The organism is Massilia mucilaginosa (genome assembly GCF_011682145.1).
Lineage (GTDB): Bacteria > Pseudomonadota > Gammaproteobacteria > Burkholderiales > Burkholderiaceae_D > Telluria_A > Telluria_A mucilaginosa.
The window spans coordinates 1-14,729 of the sequence record NZ_WHJH01000063.1 but is presented as its reverse complement, the minus strand read 5'-3'; the positions used below and the strand labels follow the sequence as shown (position 1 = coordinate 14,729).

General features: G+C 61.5%; 14 protein-coding genes. 8 read left to right on the top strand and 6 right to left on the bottom strand.

Annotated elements, in window-relative coordinates; genetic code table 11:
- Window positions 1–17: 17 nt before the first annotated feature.
- From F2P45_RS29740 to F2P45_RS29705, 8 genes are all read left to right on the top strand, one after another.
- Window positions 18–1,010 carry an FHA domain-containing protein gene (locus tag F2P45_RS29740; RefSeq protein ID WP_166881836.1) on the top strand — a complete coding sequence of 331 codons (993 nt, stop codon included), beginning with the start codon at window positions 18–20 and terminating at the stop codon, window positions 1,008–1,010.
- 298 nt (window positions 1,011–1,308) lie between these two features.
- Window positions 1,309–2,310, top strand: coding sequence for a serine/threonine-protein kinase (locus F2P45_RS29735; protein ID WP_166881835.1), 1,002 nt, complete (start codon window positions 1,309–1,311; stop codon window positions 2,308–2,310).
- A gap of 118 nt (window positions 2,311–2,428) precedes the next feature.
- Entirely contained in the window at window positions 2,429–3,289 is an 861-nt protein-coding gene (locus tag F2P45_RS29730) for a hypothetical protein (protein ID WP_166881834.1), read from the top strand.
- A gap of 135 nt (window positions 3,290–3,424) precedes the next feature.
- Window positions 3,425–4,504 (top strand): hypothetical protein, encoded by a 1,080-nt coding sequence (locus tag F2P45_RS29725; RefSeq protein ID WP_166881833.1) that lies wholly within the window; start codon window positions 3,425–3,427, stop codon window positions 4,502–4,504.
- A 34-nt stretch (window positions 4,505–4,538) separates the two neighbouring features.
- Entirely contained in the window at window positions 4,539–5,219 is a 681-nt protein-coding gene (locus F2P45_RS29720) for a hypothetical protein (RefSeq protein ID WP_166881832.1), read from the top strand.
- 9 nt (window positions 5,220–5,228) lie between these two features.
- Window positions 5,229–5,522, top strand: coding sequence for a hypothetical protein (locus tag F2P45_RS29715; protein WP_166881831.1), 294 nt, complete (start codon window positions 5,229–5,231; stop codon window positions 5,520–5,522).
- A gap of 83 nt (window positions 5,523–5,605) precedes the next feature.
- A complete protein-coding gene (locus F2P45_RS29710) occupies window positions 5,606–6,235 on the top strand; it encodes a glycoside hydrolase family 73 protein (RefSeq protein ID WP_166881830.1) in 630 nt (209 codons plus the stop codon).
- Between the two features lie 231 nt (window positions 6,236–6,466).
- Window positions 6,467–6,841, top strand: coding sequence for a hypothetical protein (locus tag F2P45_RS29705; protein WP_166881829.1), 375 nt, complete (start codon window positions 6,467–6,469; stop codon window positions 6,839–6,841).
- 799 nt (window positions 6,842–7,640) lie between these two features.
- On the opposite strand, the gene F2P45_RS29700 is transcribed toward F2P45_RS29705, so the two are convergent.
- The 6 genes from F2P45_RS29700 to F2P45_RS29675 all read right to left on the bottom strand — a co-directional run bounded on the left by F2P45_RS29700 (window position 7,641) and on the right by F2P45_RS29675 (window position 14,069).
- Complete coding sequence (locus F2P45_RS29700; RefSeq protein WP_166881828.1) at window positions 7,641–9,026, bottom strand: hypothetical protein; 1,386 nt, start codon at window positions 9,024–9,026, stop codon at window positions 7,641–7,643.
- A 94-nt stretch (window positions 9,027–9,120) separates the two neighbouring features.
- Window positions 9,121–10,143 carry a beta propeller repeat protein gene (locus F2P45_RS29695; RefSeq protein WP_166881827.1) on the bottom strand — a complete coding sequence of 341 codons (1,023 nt, stop codon included), beginning with the start codon at window positions 10,141–10,143 and terminating at the stop codon, window positions 9,121–9,123.
- Window positions 10,144–10,150: 7 nt separating this feature from the next.
- Complete coding sequence (locus F2P45_RS29690; protein ID WP_166881826.1) at window positions 10,151–11,455, bottom strand: HNH/endonuclease VII fold toxin-2 domain-containing protein; 1,305 nt, start codon at window positions 11,453–11,455, stop codon at window positions 10,151–10,153.
- 5 nt (window positions 11,456–11,460) lie between these two features.
- On the bottom strand, window positions 11,461–11,847 hold the full coding sequence (locus F2P45_RS29685; protein WP_166881825.1) for a DUF4150 domain-containing protein: 387 nt from the start codon (window positions 11,845–11,847) through the stop codon (window positions 11,461–11,463).
- Entirely contained in the window at window positions 11,848–12,957 is a 1,110-nt protein-coding gene (locus F2P45_RS29680; protein ID WP_166881824.1) for a hypothetical protein, read from the bottom strand.
- A complete protein-coding gene (locus tag F2P45_RS29675; RefSeq protein ID WP_166881823.1) occupies window positions 12,954–14,069 on the bottom strand; it encodes a DUF2169 family type VI secretion system accessory protein in 1,116 nt (371 codons plus the stop codon). Before F2P45_RS29675 ends, F2P45_RS29680 begins: the two co-directional genes overlap by 4 nt.
- Window positions 14,070–14,729 lie beyond the last annotated feature (660 nt).

Below are 14,729 nucleotides of genomic sequence, written 5' to 3'. Positions count from 1 at the left end.
CTTTCACAGAACCGGGCATGGCTAAACTACAAGGTCAACACACCCAGGAGCGCCTCCATTTACGCTCCCTGCATCTATTTGGGCGTAATCGAAACAGGGTCGACACCCCGGTCGACGGCGCGGACGCCTCGCAAATCCACGCGTCGATACGCTGGGATGGCAGCAGTTGGCTGTTGTGCGATCACAGCCGCAACGGCACTTACATCAATGGGCAAGCCATCGGCGCGCACGCCCGGCACGTGCTGGCGCCCGGCGACACGATTCGCTTCGCCAGCGCCGCCAGCCAGTGGCGCGTGCTCGATCTCGATCCGCCGCTCCCGCTCTTGCTGCCGTCCGATCCAGCCCAGCCGCCCATCGCACTGACGGGCCTGCATTTATTGCCGGACCAGCATGTTCCCGAAGCGGCAGTTTATCAGGATCAACATGGCCAATGGCTGCATGAAGACGCCGACGGCTGCCATCTGCTCAACGATGGCGATACCTTGTGCGTCAATCAGCAGATCTGGCACTATGTCGCCGCCATGCTGATCGAGGCGACTGCGCCCCTCGCCGCGCTGCGCGACACCAGGGGGGGCGCCATCAAGTTCACCTTCATCGTCAGCCAGAACGAAGAGCATGTGCAATTGCGGGTCGCGCTCGGCCCCTCGCTCGTCGATCTGGGCGAGCGCAGCCACCATTACGGCCTGTTGATCCTGGCGCGGCAACGCGTGTTCGACGCGCAGCGCGGTTTCGACCGCTACAGCCAGGGCTGGCTCGGCGCCGGACAATTGGCCGATATGCTGCGCATCGACCCCAAGCACCTCAACATGCAGCTGCACCGCGCCCGGCACCAGATCAGCGAGGCCGTGAGCGGGAACCCGACACTCGTCAATTTCATCGAACGCCGCCGTGGCGAACTGCGATTTGGAAATTTCGCATTCGAGATACGCCTGGGAGCCCGCTCGGAAGCGGTCTTCGATCCCGGCAGGACGCATGCGGAGCCCGCCGCGCACGCCCGCGCCGCGCCCTGACATGGCCGCCCCTTTCCTGCGCACGCCGAGCGACTGCCCATAGCGCTGCCGGATCGAGGCCACTTGTCCGCTATCGTGCATGTTGTTGCGTCATGCCCCGCACTGAGCGCCATTCCCCGCAGCCGCATCCAGGTCCCCATGCGCGCTGATGCGCTGGCGCGGCGCTTGTCCCATGCCACCCTGCCATCGGCCGCACACACCTGCTTATCCGCGCCTGGCGACGCTTGGTCTGCGTGATTGAGCGGCGGCGTGCGCACTCGTACAGTCAATATTTTTAACGGCACCGATATCGGAAAAGTTGAGTCCAAGCGAGCGCCGCCTGCAAATCACCACATTGGACAGTGCGCGTCATCGCTACCGGGTCGTCAGCTTGCTCGGCCGTGGCGGCTACGGCTCCGTGTTCAAGGCCGTGCGGCTCGAGACGCTGGAAACGGTGGCCATCAAATTGATCAACCCGCCCGTACCGGCCTGCCCATCGCGGAACGGCGCCACGCCACTGCAGCAAATCCGGCAACTGCGCCACGAAATCACCCTGTGCGGCACGCTGTGCCACCCCAACCTGGCCGGTTTGCACGATTGGGGCGAGAGCGCCGATGGCCAGGTGTTCGCCGTGTTCGACTATGTGCCCGGCGAGACGCTGCGCGAGCGCCTGTTGCTGCGGGGTGGCATGGATGGCCGCTCTGCCGTGTCGATCATGACCCAGGTGCTGGCGGCACTCGTCTATCTGCACGCGCAAGGCGTGGTCCATTGCGACATCAAGCCGCACAACATCATGTTGCTGCCGGCTGATCCGGTCACGCCGGCACTACAGCGCGCAAAAATCATTGACTTCGGTAGCGCAGTCCAGCTTCCGGTCGATCCCTTCCGGCAGCGCGACGCACGCACCGCATGCTCGCCGGCCTACAGTGCACCGGAACAATTACGCGGCGCTATCCCGAGCCCGAGTGTCGACATCTATGCGTGGGGCCTGGTGCTGCTCGAATGCCTGAGTGGCCAGTCCATCGTGTCCGGCCGCAGCATGCGGCGCGTTATTGAACGGCAACTCAGCGACGAGCCGATCCCCATACCGGTGCAACTGGAGGGTCATCCGCTGGGCGCGCTTCTGCGCCAGGCCACACACAAGAACGCGCAAGGCCGTATCGCCGACTCCGCACAGTTACAGCGGCAATTGTTGCTGCTCGATCTGGCCGGCATTCCCGATGCCGGGCCGGACCCGCGACGACACGCGCTGGCGGCGGACCAGTTTGACGACGCGGCAACGCGATCGCGTCCCCTCACGGCAGGCCGTTATACGGTGTGATCGGGTGATATCGGGCGTGGTCGTTGATAAGGATGCCGCGCGGTATTGTTGCTCTGCAAACGACACCAGACAGCGCCGTTCCGCACCAGCCATCTCCTTAACATGAAAGCAGGCACCCATGGAAGCGATCATCAGCGAGCACATTATCCAGCACGCGCTGGCGCCAGGCGCGCCCTTGTTCACGCTTGACGACGAGGTGCCCGAGGTCATGGAGCGCCCCATCAAGGGCGCGGAAGTGACCGCCGCGCTGGGCCGGCTATTGGCCAGCGCGCCATTCGCCAAGGCCCATCGCATGCGCCGCCTGCTGCGGTTTCTGGTCGAGCGCCGCATGGCGTGTCCGGCGCAGAGCTTCAAGGAAATGATTATCGGGATCGAGGTTTTCGACCGCGATCCGGCGCGCTACGATCCCGCCGAGGACCCCATCGTGCGGGTGCAAATGGGCCGCTTGCGCAAGCGCTTGCAAACGTACTACGCAATGGAAAGCGTCCATGCCGACGTGATTTTTTCGGTGCCGCTCGGCAGCTTTGCTCCAACAATCGCGCGCGCCGGGCGCCACGCCGGGTCGGGCGAAGCATGCTACACGATTGCAATCGGCCCCGTACAGTCGATCGCGACCGACCCATCGGCGCGCTACTTTTCTCTCGGGCTGAGCGAGGAGCTGTGCGACCGCATGTACCAGCAATTTGGCAGCAGCGTTGTCCAGCACGACACGTTCGTACAGTCGATACCCGGCACAGGCGCCCCGCACGCCGCGTCAGGTCCGCGGCGGCACTACCGCATCGAAGGCAGCGTGCGTTTCGAGAACGACCTGATGCGCGCCAGCTTTCGTCTGCTCGACCTGTGCAATGGCAGTATCACGTGGTCCAGGCAGTTTGATCGCCAGGCGGCGTGCACGGTGCTGTTACAGGAACAACTCGCGCTCGCCGTGTGTTGTGAATTGCAGGCTCACTTTTCCGGTGATCGACTGCGTACGGTCTGAGCATGGATGTTGCGCCAGGCGCCGCGCTACCGTAACAGTTACCTTCCGATACTGATGGCGGCGCGCCGGACAAGCTATCGTTGGACCTGACTTCAACTGGCGGCGCCGCACCCGCCCTTCCCACAAGGATCGATCATGACGACCGACAGCGGCCTTCAGCAGGACACCGGAACAACGCTCCCGCAGGCGCTGCCGGACCCGTTTCCGGACGCAAATACGGACACGGCCAGTCTCGCCACGCCAGACCTGGTGTGCGACTGCCGGCGCATGTTGCGCTATGCCGGCAAGAACGGCATGACGCTCGCCCAGCAACTGGTCAACGATATCGCGAAGCTCGACGCCATCCTGGTGGCCAGACGCATGGCGCCGGTGTCCGACGTGGCCGAGGCCTTGGTGGCGCCATGGTCCGAAGCAGCCGACGCCGGGGGCGGCGACGCCGGCCAGGCGACGCCAGGGCCCGTCAATGCGCAAGTGCTGCTGCTGATGGTGCACCAGGACCTGTCGGCCTTGATCGCCCCCGCCACCGCGCTCACGCTGGCGGTGTCGGAACCGTCGCCTGGCAAGCACCGGCTGATGGGAGGAGTACCGCTGGTGGTCAAGAGCGCGGCGCTGGTGGCCGTCGTCTGCGCGCTGACGTTCATGACAAGCGCGCATTTACTGGCCACGGCCGACAACGCCGCGGCCGGGACGGCGCTGGACGCAGCCATGAGCGGCGCCGGCTTCGACGGCATGGTCTTGTTGGCCTTGCACATTTTTTCCGGCGCGGCCTTGGGCGCGGCGTTCTATGTGCTGGTCAAAACGCAACCTTACCTGGTCAAGCGTTCCTACGATCCCAGGTATAACGCGGTCTACATCGCGCGCTTCATTACGGGGGTGATCGGCGGCGTGATCCTGGCGACGGCGCTGGGCCCGGCATTGAAACAAGCGCTGGCGTCGATCCCGGGCATCGCGCTCAGTTCTTCAGGCGTGCTGGCCATACTGGGAGGGTACGCCGCGGAAGCCGTCGAATCGATCCTGCAACGCATCGTCGAAGTCATGCTGGCCGCGATCCGCGGTGATGGCAGCGACCAGGCGCAGGCAAAGATGACGGCGACACAGGCCGAGACGCGGGCGGCCGTCGAGAACATCCTGCCGGACCTGCGCGACGCCAGCGGCGATCCGGCCAAAGTGCAGGCGGCAATACAGAAAATACGTACTGTCCTCAAGAATTCGTAAGTGTGCGGGTGGCTTTTTGATACGTGGAGGTTGCATGAAATTGTCGCTGATTCTGTTGTTGACGATATCGCTCGCCGGCTGTGCCGAGGTCCCCACGCAATCGGTGCAATTGTCCACCGCATTGGGACAAGACCTGGCGCAGACGCGGCGCGCCCATCTGAAACTGGTCGAGCTGTATTACGCCAGGGTCGAGGCCGACGCCAACCGTTTCGTCGACGACGTGTATGCGCCCCATCAACTCAACGCCACCTGGAAACAATCCCCGCACAGCGCCACCGCGACCGGCCGACCGGCAAGTCCGGTGGGTGTCGACCAGAACCGCCAGGCCGACCTTGATTCTCTCAAGGCCTATTTGATTGTCGTTCGAAACAACATCGAAGAATTTCGCAAGAAAAATCTCGCGCCGATACGCGAACAGCAAAAGCTCCTCACCACCAGGATCACCGAGTCGTACGACCATATGCTGCGGGCAAATATCGCTGTCACCGCCTATTTATCCTCGCTCGTGAAGCTGAAACATGAACAGGACAAGACGCTGAAGAACATCGTGCCCGCGGCCTGGCAGGCAGAGACGTCCAGATCGCTCGCCGACGTGTCCGAAAAGATCGACACCCTGCATCAGGACGCCCACAAGGAAATAGCCAGCGGACGAAACGACGTGTCGCACATCGTCCGTCAATTCGAGATGTTAATGCAGCTTAACACTGCACATTAGGAGCAACGCATGAGCGATAACGACGATGTCCAAGATGCCCGGGAGGCCAGTTCACTCCAGGATCAAGCGGCGTTCGACAACGACAGCCACTTGAAAAACGTCGCATCCCTGTCCGTGGACGACATTGCCGATGCCATTCCCGACGGTGGCGGGACGGCCGCCCATGCGGACTTGATTGGCCTCCTCGAGGAAGCCACCAGACACAATATGCAGCAGGCTGAGCTCGGTACGAGGATTACGTCCCTGGGGGAGTCCGCGCTGGTGATCGCCAAACTGGTTCCATCACTGGCGGCGATATTGTAGTTGACCGCGACGCGTCCGCGCCGCCCTCTTTTCGCAATGCGCTGGCGGCAGCGGCGTACTTTTCGACTCACAAGGAGCATTCCATGATCAATAGTGCAATCAACCCTGTGGCGCCCGAACCCGGCGCCACGCCATGCTGGTCGACCATCGGACGCCTGGCTGCCGGTTTGCATCCAGGCAGCCGCGGCGCCGAAGTAACGCAACTCCAGTCGCTGCTGGGTGTCGCGCCAGATGGCATATGTGGTGCGGCCACCGAGCACGCCTTGAAAATCTCATTTGTCACGGCAATCCATGCGGACGCCCGCGCCAGTCAAGCCACGACCCGCGTCCCGGCTGCGCTGACGACGGCGCAAGCCATCCTCGAATCGAGCTATGGACGCAGCGTGCCGACTGACATCAACAGCGGGGTCTATAGCTACAACCTGTTCGGCATCAAGTCGCGTCCGCAGCAGCGGTACGTGACGATCTGGACGCACGAAGTAGTCAACGGCGTTTCCGAACGCAAGGAATGCCACTTCGCGGCCTACGACAGCTTTCAGCAGTCGCTCGATGCGCACGCGACGTTCTTGACCGCCAACCCGCGCTACCACACGCTGTTCGATTCGAGCGACCCGCTTGTCTGGGCTGAGCGATTGCATCAACTGGGCTATGCGACGGACCCCGACTATGGTTCCAAACTGATCGCGGTCATGCACCAATGGAACCTTACCTGATGCGCTGCCGTGCTGGAAGAGCGTCCGCTTGCCGCCGCTCCGGCGACAGGAATGCGCGCTGTAACGCAGAAATTCTGAGAGTCTCATTGCAAGAGTTCTACCGTCGCATCGACACGGCCCTTGGGCCTCCCGCCTCCGCTTTTCACGGGGCTTTTCATCACATCGAGGAATATCATGAATACCAAACACCAGGACATTCAAGCTCAACATACTTTTGGAGAAAATGCGCGCATGCCTGCTTTTTTCGACAAGCGCACGCTGGCATTTGCACTGTGCGTGATGGCGGCGGGCCACGCCATGGCCACCGACGGCCTCGTGATTCGTGGCGGGACGTGTTCGGCCGACGCTTTCAAGAAAGGCGCCGAACTGGCCCAGGACGACACCATCACCAACCTGAGCGCCAACTGCACCAGCGCCACCAATAACAAGGCCAATTTCGCCGCATATACCGCTGGCATTGCCGGGCCAAACTTCTGCGTCGCCACCATGATCGCCGTGCAAAAGAATAGCGGCAAAGTGAAACTTGATCCGAAACCCGGCAACCCGCTGCACTGCCTCGTATCGGGCAAGGCCAGCGAGCTGGCGGGCGTACTGACGCGGCGCTGAGCTCCGCGCATTCGGAGACGACCCGGTGCGGGACCGCAGCGCCGTGCCGCACCGGGGCGTCGACACGGGTACGCTTTGGCCATTGGCCATTGGCCAATGGCGGGCCGGCGGTCGCGCCCGGCCATCGGTTGGCGGGTCGCTGTGGGCCGACCTGCCGGCGCGTCGTTGCGGTTCTGGCCTTGGTCAAGCCGCACGGAAGAAGCGACGAGGACGCCATCGACCTCAGGCGCCGAAGTCGAGCACGACACGCGACGGCACGTCGCCGCGCTTGAGACGGTCAAAAACGTCATTGATGGCCGACATTACCTTGCCATGTTTGCTTTCTTAGAAGAAGAACTTAAGCTTTCCGGCGCTGATGAGATTGCCACCCTATTGAGTGGAATGTCATTGCTCGCCGACAGGGGCCCTGCGGACCCGGCAGTACAAGAACAGTGGGATTTGGCCGTTAAGCTTGCACTAGCTGGAGAAGTAGATGCAGCGCTCAGATTTGTAGGCACTGACAGCGGTGCACCGCATTAAGGTCTCTCTGCTATGGGGCGGCAACGGACACATTGGCCTCAGGCGAAACCGGACCCTCGACGTCAGCCTCACCCGCCTTAGCGTGCTATTTTTTCCGTTTCCCCTCTTCACTCCTAACGATATGGGTTCGGCTTGGGACACCTGGGCATCAAAATGCGGGCGCATGTCGCGGCAGCGTGCGCGCCATTGTTCCGCGCCGATCAGAATGAATAGCAGCGCCTCCCTTACCGCAGGCGTTGGGCCAGCATGTCGGCATAGTGCCACGGCTCGCGCGCGGTCTTCATGCGCCAATACCGCTTTGCGCAAACTGGTCGCGTAGCTTGTTCGCAGAGCGGATTTGCAATGGTGCAGCAGCGCGTATCGAAAGCCGGGCGTGCGGAGCGCCTGACTCACCGGGAGGGAGCGCGAGCAGATATTGGGCCGCGATACCGCGCTCGGCTTGCACGGCGTGCTTCAGTAGGGACAGGGCGCGCATAGGGTTGAGCACTTGCCCCTGCAGATATTGCTGACCTTCTGCCAGCGGAACGCTGGAATGGCCAGCAATGGCGTCGGCGTCAGGCACAGGCAGGCCCAGATCGGCATCCTCGCGGGCATCGCCAAGCTCCGGGGTGTCGGAACCGGCATGCGGTTCTGGTAGGACCAGCGCGCTGGCGCGCAGGTCAACCCCGGTGATCGTTTGCCATACCCAGCCAGCGTAGCGCGCAGTGGCCGGGTCGCGCATCTGGGCGATCACGTAAGGCAAGTGCGCACTGTCGCCATGGTAGGCAATGAAGCGCAGGGCCACCCGAGCCGGCATGAAATTGATCAGTGCGGCCAGGTTGGGATTGCCGATTGGTATCAGTATAGCCAGCAACTGCACCCAGCGCTGCAGGCGGCGCAGGGCTTGTTTGCGGTACCAGCCGGTTGTCGCGTTGTGCAGTTTGACCTGGACAATCACGCATTGCCAGAGAGTTTCGGCCGCCACAATTGCGTCGTCGGCATCGTGGCTTGCCCGAAGGGGCGGACGACCGCCAAGCGCGATCGCCGCTTCAGCCCGCGCAGCCAGACATGGATCCTGCAGGCCGGCGCGCAGGGCTGCATTGTGCAGGCTGTCGCCCGCACTGGCGACAGCGGCAACACGACAGGCAGCCGCGCGTACATGCTCGTCGGGACTGTTCAGGAACAACGCCAGTGGCTGCGCCAGGGAGGCCGTGGCGGCAGCGCCCAGCAAGGCGGTGGCACGCAAGGCCACAGTTTGACGAATGGGATCGCTGGTGGGCGCGCTCCACGCATAAATGATGGCAACCGCTTGCGCATGCGGCACCCAGCCGAACGCACTGATCACGCCGCGCAGCAATTCATCGGGACGGGCGCGCACATGTGCCAGCAATTCATCGAGCTGCGCCGCGTTGCCCGCTTGCAGGGCCAGGCAGGCGCAGACAAATGCTTCGCCGGGCTTCTTCCAGCGCTCCAGCGCGGCCAGGGCCAGGCCCCAACCCTCAGGGCCTGCCACTTCCAGCCCTTCGAGGTGTGCAGCGAGCATTGCGCTGAAGCGCCCCAGCTCGGCCAGGGTCAGGTGCGGTGAACTCGCCGAGCCGTCATGCTGCGACCAATAGAAGACGGCATCTTCCGCATGGCGGCGCACCAGCGGCGCAATAATCGGGAAAGGGACTGGATCAGTCGTCATTGAATCGTCAAGCTCAAGGTGGGTTTAGCGGGAATACGTTAGTGGTCCAGCCGGCACGGCGCCTGCTCCATGGCGGCAGCGCTGGTCGCGCCGCTCACGGCGCGTTCGACTTGCGCACGGCCATTTCCATTTCGCCGCGCAGGAACAGGTTGTGCCACTGGCCGTTTTCCATAAATGCAGCGCCGCCCAGGCCAGCCATCAGCATCACGCCGTCGTTGACCGACAGGCTACCGGAACATACGTAGATGTCCGAGGGCAGGCCGCTGGCCCGTGCCAGCTTGCCGTTCTCGATCGTCCATACCCCGTTGTCGTTGGTGCACCAGACTTTGCCTTCGTGCCAGACCATGTCCTTGAACCCGAGGCTGATGCCGCCGTCATAGATTTTCTTCCAGCGGTTTTCACGCCCCATGAAAGTCAATCCCTCGTAGCACGAGATATAGACATTGCCATCGCCGCCGCAGCAGACTGTCCTGGTCCAGATATTGGTCGGGAACGACACCTGCTGCCACGTCTTGCCGTTGTAGTGCCAGACGTCGCCCTTGCCGCCAACTGCATACAGATCGTTTTCGTTGAATCCGGCGATGTCATCGAAGCCGCCCTCACTCCAATCCGCCAGTTCTGGAATGGCCTGCGAGTGCGAAAACCATTCGCCCTTGCCAAGCCGCTTGCCGACCGACCTGACGCCCCCGCAAACATAGGCGTAGCCTTCGATCATCTTGGTGCGGCGTATCCCCCCGCGCAGGGGATTGCCCTTGCAATCTTCGACCGGGGTATCCATGTAGCTGACACCGCTGCCGATCACATAGGCCGAGGAGTCTTCCATTTCCAGGGCAATGAACTGGCTCTGCGGCTTGGTCGCCGCGCCGATGTACACGGTTGCCCAGTCTTCCAGCAGGGTCCACCCCCACTGCTTGCCTGGGTCGCCATTACGGAAAAACGTAACCAAGTGCTTGTCGCGACGGTCCCGGCTACTGCGGCTTTTCTCTTCTTCCTCGACTTCTTCATCGGTATACCAGCGATCGGCAATAAAGCCAAAACGCGTCCGGTCGCGCACCACACATCCATAGACATAAAATGTGCTGAGGTTGGCGGCATATTCTTTCAGTGTCATCTGCATATTCGTCCTATCCGTTGTCTTGGTCGTTCACGGGTGGTGGCGTTTTCTTCGTGCCACCGCCGACGCCTGCATTGGCATTCAATTCCTTGCCATCGCACTTGTAGTGCGCATCGAGCTGGGCTTCCAGGCATTTCCGGTCGCACTGGATCGCGCCGGCCATCTGCACTGCATCGATCGCATGCTTCCTGGCGTCGACATAGGATAGCTTGCTTTTGCCGGTTTTTTTCGTATAGTCGAACATGGCCACCTTCAGGTTGTTGTGCGCCATACCGTGGCTGCCATGAAGCGCAGCGTTATTGGCGCCTTCCATACACATGGTCGGCGCATTGTCGTAGTCGTACCCGTCGCAGCCGGCGCCTTCCACCATTGCATTCGGGAGAATATGATGGCCGGTCTGGCCAGGGCAGCACCCAAGCCCGTGTTTTGCCTGCGACTTGGCCTTACTGTTTGTTACCGTGGTTTTCTTGCCGCTGGCCGCCGTGCGCTTGGCGCTTTCTTCTTTATCCGTACCGCCGTCGCTATCCGCGTTCTTGAAGGGCACCAGCAGGCATTTGCGGGCTCGCAGGCACGTATCGAGTTGCGCCATCAGGCTCATGGCATCCGCATGGGCGCGATGCGGTTCTTTTTTGTAGCTGTCGAGAATATCCTTGGCCTTGTCGCCGATATTTTTGGTTTTTTCCAAGGCGTCCAATGCGGCCTTGCCCTTGTCGCCGGCTATTTCCGCCAGCTTTTTAGCTGTAAGAAACAAGTCAGTGACAGTCCACGCGCCCATCAGGTAAGGTCCCAGCAAGGTCTCCGCAGTGAGCACGCCGACTCCTGCCTTCACACCGGACCAGAACACGAAATCGGAGGCTATTTCCTGCGCCTTGGGGCCGGCCTTTGCAACCGCGACTTCCAACAGTTCGTCGAAGCCGTCCAACATCAGGCGCAATTTTTTGTCCTCGATGTTTTCGAGCATCTCAGTGAGATTCTTTTCAAACTCCGGGTCAGCGCTGTGGATCGGGGAAATCCACTGGCCCGTGCAATGGTCATCCATCCAGCCGTTGCCATCAAAAGCAGTCTTGCTGCCGGGGTCTCGCTTGTAGCCGGCGGCCAGCTTGCCGGCATCATCAAGCGCTTTCGCGGCCGTGGCCAGTTTTCCGCCAATCCCCTTTCTCTCTGGCTTTGGCTTGCCCTTCTTTTTGTCTTCTTCAGATTGTTCCGGTTCTGGCTTACACTTGTCCCTGACTAGTTTCTCGTCGTCCGCGCACGCAGAATGTTTGTTGAAGGTATCGAGATAGATAGTGGTTGGGGAATTGGCCGGCGTCTGCATTCCTGTTACCCGTGGTTATGCGTCATTGGATCGTTGTGGCGGCAGACATTCAGGCCTTCCACTTTGACATTTGGTGACCAGTCAATGAAATAGGCATCGCCCTTGATATCGTGGCTCGATACCCCCATGCCCAGGTTGCGCGTGGCCGGTTCATCGCCAACGCTGTTGGCAAGATAGGATTTATCGCGCAATGCGACCGGCGTGCCGCACACGAAAACGGTGCTGGAACCGTTGCTCAGTTCCTTGGCAAACGCTGTGTTGGTATAGGGGACGACGACCGGGCCGGCAGTCGGTGCGGGAGGACTCCAGCAAGGATCGGGGCCGGCAGTAGATTTACCATCGGCTGCCTTGGAGCACACTTCATTTTCGTTTGCGTAGACATGTGTTTCCATCTAGTTCTCTCCGGTGTGGCGAACGACGACAGCGCAGCGGTCCCCGCCGTCATTGGCCAAATGTAGTACGCCCAGGTCGCCGGGGCTGTGGTCGTTGTGCGGCATCTCATGCGACAGCCAGGCCAGCATGGCAACACCGGTGGCAGCCCCCACTTCGCCGATTTTGTCGGCCAGGGTCAGGTGCACCAGCTGCTGCGCGCCAAACATGATGCGCGTCACGGCATTGGCCGATTCGCGCGCGAAAAATTGTTCGCCATTCTGGTCGCTGAGCCGGAAATCGAGGTCCGCCGGCGCAACCCGGGCCTGCCCGCAAGCGGCGCGTAGGGCCTCGGTCAGACCGACCGCGCGGCTCGGCACGCTGCCATCGGGCCGACCCGCTTCGTCTGCATGGCCAATTCCTTCGATGAAAACGCCGCGGGCATCAGGCGTTGCAAGGGTCAGCAGCAGCGCTGCGGCCGCTTCGCCAGGAAGAAAGCCATTGCTGTTACCTTTGACCAGCAGGCGCTCGGCGCGCAGCATGGCGTTCACGTCGGCCGCATTCAGATAGCTGTCCACACCAATCAGCAGCACTTGCTCGACCGCCTGATCGCCCAGCAGGCGCATGGCCTGCTCCAAAGCGTTACCGAGGCCGGCCCGGCCGCTGGCAATCACCTTGACAATGCGTGCGTCCGCGTCCGCGTCAGGTGCCGCGCCCGCTTCTTCGGCTGCGCGCAGCTGATGCAGCGCGTTGGCAACCAGCGCGGCATGAAAGCCATCGCCCGTGTGTGTACGCGTGGGATCCGGCGCCAGAACCACGACCGCAGTGCGCGCCGGGTCCAGCAAGGATTGCGGCTCCCGCATGCCTTGGGCGCAATCGCGCACCGCATGGCTGACCCAGCGCTGCAGCCGCTCGTGGCCATACATATCGTCGGGCAGCCGGGCCACGATGATCGGGTCGAAATTGCTGGTGCGAAATTCGCTCTCCTGGAAATGGTCCATGTGCGCTCGCAGCGCGCAGCTGGCAGCGCGCAGGTGGTATCCAACGGCGCAGCACAGGCCGGCCGCGCGGATCGCCAGGCGCACCGGTTCCTGGCGATCCGCAGCCGCGCGCGTATTGAAGAACGTCATCATGCAGCTTCCTTTCTGCTGTCGCAACCGGTGCAGCCATTGCCATCCACACCGAGGATCTTGTTGCTCCACCACTGAAGGTCGATGGGCCCGATCGCCACGGTATCGAACTCCTGAATGCGGCGCAACACAGGTACGCTGGCACGCCACACGGCCGTGAAGCGTTCGCTATCCGGCTCAAAATACAATGTATCAACCACCGGTACCGGCGTTGCAACGCTGTAATCCTTCCTCAGCACGCGGATCTGCAGCTTGTCCAGGGCCGGTAGCTTGAAGCGCACGATTTCGTGCCCAGCCATCAGGTTGAGCAGGACCACTTCTTCACCACCCTTCGGGTAGGGTATTTGCTGGTCCGCCGGTGCACACTGGTGAAACTGTTCATCGAAGTCCTCGGGCAGAAACGGAAACGTCTGCTGCTGCCAATGCGCGTCATAGGTGCCTGCGTACTGTCTTCTGACCGGCCAGTTGCGCGCCACGGCGGAAAACGCCGCCGGCCGGTGTTTGCCGGTGGGGGACCTGACCGGGTCGTCTAACAGTTCCAGGCTGGGGGCAGGCAGGTCATGCAGCTCCGCCCCGGTGTTCGGACCCATCCAGCCCAAGCCGACAGGATTGCTGGCCAGGGTTTCGGTCAATGTCTGCACCTTATCGCCTCTGCCCTTTTGATAGGTGCGCGTTCCGCCGAAGGCAAAGCCAAAATGCAGCGGCATGCTGACAAACGGGTCCGGCTTGGTCAGGCTGGCCATGCCGAGCCGGACGCGCCATTTGCGTGGCCCGATTACCTTCACCCCTTTTTGCAGGGTGCCCACCTTGAAACCGGCCACCAGTTCGGTCACTGGTGCTCCTGCCGGCGCGTGAGCCTGCGCGTCGAACAGGATGTCGCAACGCGGTTTGTAACGCACCAAGTCACTGCCGTACTTCATCGGGCTGGTACCGGGATCGGCAAAGAAGACGTCGCCCGCTTCCAGCGGCTGTGGCGCGATTGGTCGCGGCCGCGCACCGCGACGGGGTATCTGCCAGCTCGATTTAACGACAATGACCAAGTGTTCGCGCCCTTCCACATCGAGCGATGTGGTCAAGTCGGCCAGCAGGTGGCTGGAGGTCACCATTATGTCCATGACTGCCCCTTATTGATATTCATCGAACCGCCCAGGCTGCGCCGGGTGCTGTTCCGTCGAACCTGCTCGACCCACTTCATCTGCCTCTGCAGCTCCTTCAGTGCGATATCGGGGGGCATCAGGTAGAAGTGCCACCGTGAACGCGAACGGACGCGAAAGCCCCTCGAATACATCGACGCGGCTGAAGAGAAGTTGGGACGATGGACCATGCTCATTTAGAAAAACAAACGCAACAAGCGGTCATGCTGACGTTCGCTGACCAGATCTTGCAAGCTCATGCTTTCTCCATACAATGAATTAAACAAGTATCGCCGCACTCCGACGCAGAGGAAGAAGGCCCAGAGTCGACCGTTCGTATTGCCGAATAGTAGCATAAATACCAACAGTTATGAAATTGCTCATACGGATTGAATGTTGCATAAATCGGCGGCGCATCGACAATTTCTGACGCGGGACCCATAACGCGGAGCGATACTGAAACCGAATTTGGGATGGCCAAAACCGGGGCTATTTTCGCAATATGCCTGGAGAAATTGTAACTATTCAGCCGCTATGCAACTGATGGGATAGGCGCGCCGACAAATGCGCGCTGTAGCACTGCGAGCATGTTGTGGCCCTGTTTTCGCAGGGTATCGAGGCAAGAACGGATGACGCAGAAAT

Coding starts and splice junctions, on each gene's coding strand:
- F2P45_RS29730 (WP_166881834.1), top strand. CDS start 2,429: ATGGAAGCGATCATCAGCGAGCACATTATCCAGCACGCGCTGGCGCCA.
- F2P45_RS29725 (WP_166881833.1), top strand. CDS start 3,425: ATGACGACCGACAGCGGCCTTCAGCAGGACACCGGAACAACGCTCCCG.
- F2P45_RS29710 (WP_166881830.1), top strand. CDS start 5,606: ATGATCAATAGTGCAATCAACCCTGTGGCGCCCGAACCCGGCGCCACG.
- F2P45_RS29695 (WP_166881827.1), bottom strand. CDS start 10,143: ATGCAGATGACACTGAAAGAATATGCCGCCAACCTCAGCACATTTTAT.
- F2P45_RS29705 (WP_166881829.1), top strand. CDS start 6,467: ATGCCTGCTTTTTTCGACAAGCGCACGCTGGCATTTGCACTGTGCGTG.
- F2P45_RS29700 (WP_166881828.1), bottom strand. CDS start 9,026: ATGACGACTGATCCAGTCCCTTTCCCGATTATTGCGCCGCTGGTGCGC.
- F2P45_RS29720 (WP_166881832.1), top strand. CDS start 4,539: ATGAAATTGTCGCTGATTCTGTTGTTGACGATATCGCTCGCCGGCTGT.
- F2P45_RS29675 (WP_166881823.1), bottom strand. CDS start 14,069: ATGGACATAATGGTGACCTCCAGCCACCTGCTGGCCGACTTGACCACA.
- F2P45_RS29690 (WP_166881826.1), bottom strand. CDS start 11,455: ATGCAGACGCCGGCCAATTCCCCAACCACTATCTATCTCGATACCTTC.
- F2P45_RS29740 (WP_166881836.1), top strand. CDS start 18: ATGGCTAAACTACAAGGTCAACACACCCAGGAGCGCCTCCATTTACGC.
- F2P45_RS29680 (WP_166881824.1), bottom strand. CDS start 12,957: ATGATGACGTTCTTCAATACGCGCGCGGCTGCGGATCGCCAGGAACCG.
- F2P45_RS29715 (WP_166881831.1), top strand. CDS start 5,229: ATGAGCGATAACGACGATGTCCAAGATGCCCGGGAGGCCAGTTCACTC.
- F2P45_RS29685 (WP_166881825.1), bottom strand. CDS start 11,847: ATGGAAACACATGTCTACGCAAACGAAAATGAAGTGTGCTCCAAGGCA.